This is a genomic window from Bartonella sp. AA126HLJHH (assembly GCF_042197425.1).
GTDB lineage: Bacteria > Pseudomonadota > Alphaproteobacteria > Rhizobiales > Rhizobiaceae > Bartonella.
The window spans coordinates 1-4586 of record NZ_JBHIRU010000049.1; the positions used below are offsets into that span (position 1 = coordinate 1).

The following is a 4586-nucleotide window of genomic DNA, read 5'->3' on the forward strand; positions in this document are numbered from 1 at the left end:
ACAACACACATTGGCTTAGTGATGACAGCTTTCATCATTGCTCCTTTTGAGTCATAATTAATGACATAATTAGTCAAATATTGATTTTTATTCTGTGAAAAATTGATTAGTTAGAATTATCTAGAAAACAGAGCTTTCTAGCCACGCTTCAAGTTCACATTTTACTGAATTTTTGGGGATATTTTTGAATTTTAGACGCAATACAACTAGTGCAGTATCGTCATTAAATGCAATTTTTTACACCATGCCAACAAAAAAATCTATATTTTTTATTTTAAAATAGAATATATAAAATTTTCTAAAACATTTTAGATTTTATAAATTATTGTGAAATTATTATAGGAGGGAAAGGCAATGACAGGTTCAGAAATATTAGATGCCATGTATATAATATCAATGATAGTTATATCCCTCTTAACTATAGCGTTTTGTTTGCCTGCCGCCTTTTGATTTTCATTAATAGTTTGCGGATCATATACAATTACACGCTTTTGTAAAAAAATCGAGAGTGAGAAATTTTTCCAGATTGATGAGCTAAATATTAAGCTCGTGACGGGCTGCTGTTGCCAAAAAAGCAGATCTTGTTAAACCTCTCTTTTGTGCACAATTATCAATTGCACGTAAAAGCCCTCGTTCAATTGATATATTTGTGCGTATGACTTCTGAATCATTTTCAATAAAAGGAACTTGTATTAAAAAAGCTCCTTCTGACAAAGCTGTTTTGACAGATTTCCGTTGTATGACTTCTTCAAATTTTGAAGGAATAGGCACTATATCTATATCTTCACAATAAAGTTGGAGTGCTTCTGTTGCATTTGCGATTAAATTTTCTTCCTCATCAGCAGCAGAAAAAAGTCCCTCAAAATCAGGAAACTGAACACCAAAAGCAGATTCTTCATCTTTATGAACAAGAGCAAAAAATCTTTTCATTCTTCTTCTCCTTCTTTTAACCAGCCTGCTTGTTGTGCGATAGAACGTGCTGTACCAATCGGAAGATTTTTTTTAGGATGTGGAACGATAACAACCTTATCATCTTTTTTAAATTTATGATGAGACCCTTTCACTTTGATAAGTTCAAAGCCATCACGCTTTAATTTTGCAATGATTTTTCGGCTATCTTGTTCCATTACCTAAACTCATAATGTGTAAATATATACACATTTTAATGATTTTTCATCTGATGTCAATTCTTTTTTAATGGCTAAAATGCTTATGAAGCGCATTAAGAACAATACGCAAAGAGCTAACAAGATGTGTTAACGATTGATCTTCTATAACAAGATATTGTAATGCAGCGTAAAGATTATACTGTCTATAGAGGTGTTGTGTTTCTTTGATAACCTCTTTCGTCTCTTCATAACAATGAGTTACTCTTTCAATCCACCGTTTTTGCGCCTCCTCATTTGATGAAGGAGTAAAGTTATCATAAATTGCATTAGGCAATTCTTTTGCACATAGATAATTGTTTTTCACTTCAAGATATTTTTGTGCAGCAATCATATTGGTCTTGATTAATTACACCTTGCAAATAAAACCGCCCGATATAGGTTCTGGAAAGCGGATTTTTAGCCTCTTCTATGGTCAAGCCAAAGCGTTTGGCACGCATTTCAATTGCCAATTTATCCATGGGTTTATGCGGTGTTTTTGCTCGTGAGATGCGTCCGTTTGGTTCTCTGATACATCCTTTAATCCGAGGATGTCCGCGTTTTGTACGTTTTTTTCTCTTTGTCATATGTTATCAATCAGAATGGGATAGCATCATTAAGAGATGTGCCATGATCAGTAGCACCTGAAGCGATAGCATAATTTTGAGAAGTAATGGGTGAGGGGGTAGGGGATGCTGATTGCTCTTTCTTTGCATCAAGCAAATACAATTCCTCTTTGAATTGTGGTAAGACAATCTCTGTTGTGTAGCGGTCATGCCCATTTTTATCTTGCTATTTGCGTGTCTGTAATTTTCCTTCTATGTAAACCTTTGAACCTTTGTTTAGATATTGAAGTGCAATTTTTGCTAAATGTGGATTAAAAATCACAACTGAATGCCATTCTGTTTTCTCTACTTTTTGATTGGTTTTTTTATCTGTATAGCTCTCAGAAGTCGCTATACTAAAATTGACTATTTCTGCTCCAGAATTCATTGTTTTGCTTTCGGGATCAGCACCAAGGCGCCCGATTAACGTCACTTTATTTAGCATATTTGTAGCCCCATTAGATTAGCAATTTATACATAAAAAATCTTAGAATGATTTGCATATTTATTCAATTATTTCAAAATGATATTATTGTTTTTAACATATAAAATTATGTTTACAGTGTATAAAATAAGGAGATCAAGGTATTCTATTCTGCAAGCACTGTTTTTTTTCTACTTTCTCCATGAGTTCATTGCACTTTGTCAGATCTTGTTGTGAAAGAGACTTAAAAATTCTAACAAACGTGTTAGAAATTTCATGGTTAAGTGGGGCAGAAGAGTTCATTGTAAAATTCTTATGACAAATATTTGCTTCTTTTCTCAATATAGAGGCTGTTTCTTTATCTAAAGCATATTTCTCAATGATCTTTTCTTCTATGTCAGCAGGTATAGTTTTTTTGCCAATTTCTACAGAAGATAAAAATGCTATAGATACGCCTAATTTCTTAGCCATATCATAATAGACGTTCTGTTCGATCAATACGAATTTTACGTAATGTTTTGCCAAATGGTGTAAGCATAAGCATTTGATTAAAGCTCCTATTAATGCAATCTGCAATTAAGCTGCTTTGAGAAGCGAACCTATATTCTTTTCTAAAAATTGAGGTACTTTGATTTTAGGTGAAAAAATCATCAATTCGGTAGCTTTCCTTTTCTCTTGTAGAGAATATTGTAAGCTAAATTCTATTGAGAGATATTGCCTATACAATAATTTAATTTCTTCAACGTTGTCATAAATAATTAGCCAAGGTGCTGTCACATGTTGGGAGATGACATTCTCTAAATTGTGGTGATCATTAGCTTTGTAAAACCAAGTACAAAGCCCTTTTCCTTTTTTAAAACAAGGAGGGTCCATATAAAAAAGGTGTTTTCATCAGTTCTATAACGCAGCAAAGATTCCCGTGCATTTAAACGAGTTAAATGTATCTATCTTTTTGTATGTACCATTCTTCTAAGTTAATGGTCGTTGTATTGATTTTTTCTATTAATTCTTCTGTCTTGTGCAAAACGCAATACCAAAAGCTCCAAATAAACAGATCAATATCGTTAATGTGAATATCTTTAACTTCACCATTAAAAAAAGCTTTAGAGCAAGTCTACACCTGCCAGCAAATGGCTCTCTATAGGAACAGCCATTTAATGCTTTTTCTCAAATATTTCTTTGACTTTTCCATACAGTGCAGCCTTACCGCCTGGATATCTCAATGGTGAGCAGACATGAGACATTGTTACGCGCCTTTTTCAATGATTTTTTGATGTTTTTGTTGATTTCATCTATGAACATTGAGAAGAGACAATGCCATTTAATCTAAACAGTTTTATAAAATCGGAAGTTTTACTATGGCTTTTAAACTGAGCACTGTAGTGGGTAAATAGATATGTTTATTAAACTGCGTGTACGTAACATAAGAAACAATACACAAACTAAAAAGGAATACCAAAGAGCAATATCTGAGTACCAAAGTACAGTATCCCAATGGAAAAGAAAGCTTATACTCCACTTACTTAGAAATAATAGGCAAAGAAACAGTTTCTTTATAACTATTTGGAAAAATTAAAACGACAAGCGCTAAACTTATTAGTTTTAAGAGTCTGTGCAAATACTGTTGTAAATCACGTGTTAGTTTCACCCAACCCGTTGTATCATCATCTTTATATTTTGGGTTGCTCTGCAATTCAGAAGGAATATTAAAATTGCAAAAATCGTTGTGACTATTACCAAAGAAACAGACGCGAATGTCAAAATACTCTGAATAAAGTCAAGATTTTTTTAATTCCTAAAAAACATAAAAATATAAAAGTTATAATGCCAAACAAGGCTCTTCGCTGCTTATCTGTAAAAATATTTATTTCCTGCGGCTTTCGATAATTTTTTGATCTCTTTATTGATCTCGTCTATAAGAGGTTCATAATTGAGAATGCTTTTCGGAATAGCACCACCGTAAACCCATGCTTTCACTTGCGCTTTGGTACTAAAATCCGCATTCTGGTGTGGTATAATACTGGCAGCCATCAAACTTTTCACATTCTCTTGTACCATCTTCATATTTGTGGAGGTTGTAAAAATACTCCTCTGCTCCGTCCCCCCAAGGAACATAACCAACAGCTGTTGCAACAAACTCTTTTTGCATGGGTTGTTTACGCTTTTTTAAGAACAGGTCTTTTAATATTCTCATGTTTTTAGTCCATAATTTACCAATTGGTCTATTTACCTAAAATTTGACCGTACAGAGCGTTTTGTGTTTTTAATTGTAGTAAAAAACTTCAAATCTCTTTGTACGGTGCCTTTTTGTCGGTTTAAACACATATCTAATCCCAAAATGATCAGCGCTTTTCACTAGTTTACTAACCTGCAATGTTTTTCACTGTTCCCCCAAGACCATTTAAATTCCTT

General features: G+C 33.2%; 3 protein-coding genes and 5 pseudogenes. All 8 read right to left on the reverse strand.

What is annotated here, in order from left to right:
* Positions 1 to 534: 534 nt before the first annotated feature.
* The 8 genes and pseudogenes from ACFIQC_RS09275 to ACFIQC_RS09310 all read right to left on the reverse strand — a co-directional run bounded on the left by ACFIQC_RS09275 (position 535) and on the right by ACFIQC_RS09310 (position 4368).
* A complete protein-coding gene (locus tag ACFIQC_RS09275; RefSeq protein ID WP_375707088.1) occupies positions 535 to 930 on the reverse strand; it encodes a type II toxin-antitoxin system HicB family antitoxin in 396 nt (131 codons plus the stop codon).
* A complete protein-coding gene (locus ACFIQC_RS09280; protein WP_375612550.1) occupies positions 927 to 1127 on the reverse strand; it encodes a type II toxin-antitoxin system HicA family toxin in 201 nt (66 codons plus the stop codon). Before ACFIQC_RS09280 ends, ACFIQC_RS09275 begins: the two co-directional genes overlap by 4 nt.
* Before the next feature lie 67 nt (positions 1128 to 1194).
* Positions 1195 to 1732 (reverse strand): annotated as a pseudogene (locus ACFIQC_RS09285) (hypothetical protein).
* Positions 1733 to 1742: 10 nt separating this feature from the next.
* A pseudogene (ssb, locus tag ACFIQC_RS09290) lies at positions 1743 to 2195 on the reverse strand (single-stranded DNA-binding protein).
* A gap of 135 nt (positions 2196 to 2330) precedes the next feature.
* Positions 2331 to 2712: pseudogene (locus tag ACFIQC_RS09295) on the reverse strand (XRE family transcriptional regulator).
* 38 nt (positions 2713 to 2750) lie between these two features.
* Positions 2751 to 3047, reverse strand: coding sequence for a hypothetical protein (locus ACFIQC_RS09300; protein ID WP_375651292.1), 297 nt, complete (start codon positions 3045 to 3047; stop codon positions 2751 to 2753).
* A 492-nt stretch (positions 3048 to 3539) separates the two neighbouring features.
* Positions 3540 to 4036 (reverse strand): annotated as a pseudogene (locus ACFIQC_RS09305) (hypothetical protein).
* Positions 4023 to 4368: pseudogene (locus ACFIQC_RS09310) on the reverse strand (hypothetical protein). Before ACFIQC_RS09310 ends, ACFIQC_RS09305 begins: the two co-directional pseudogenes overlap by 14 nt.
* Positions 4369 to 4586: the final 218 nt, after the last annotated feature.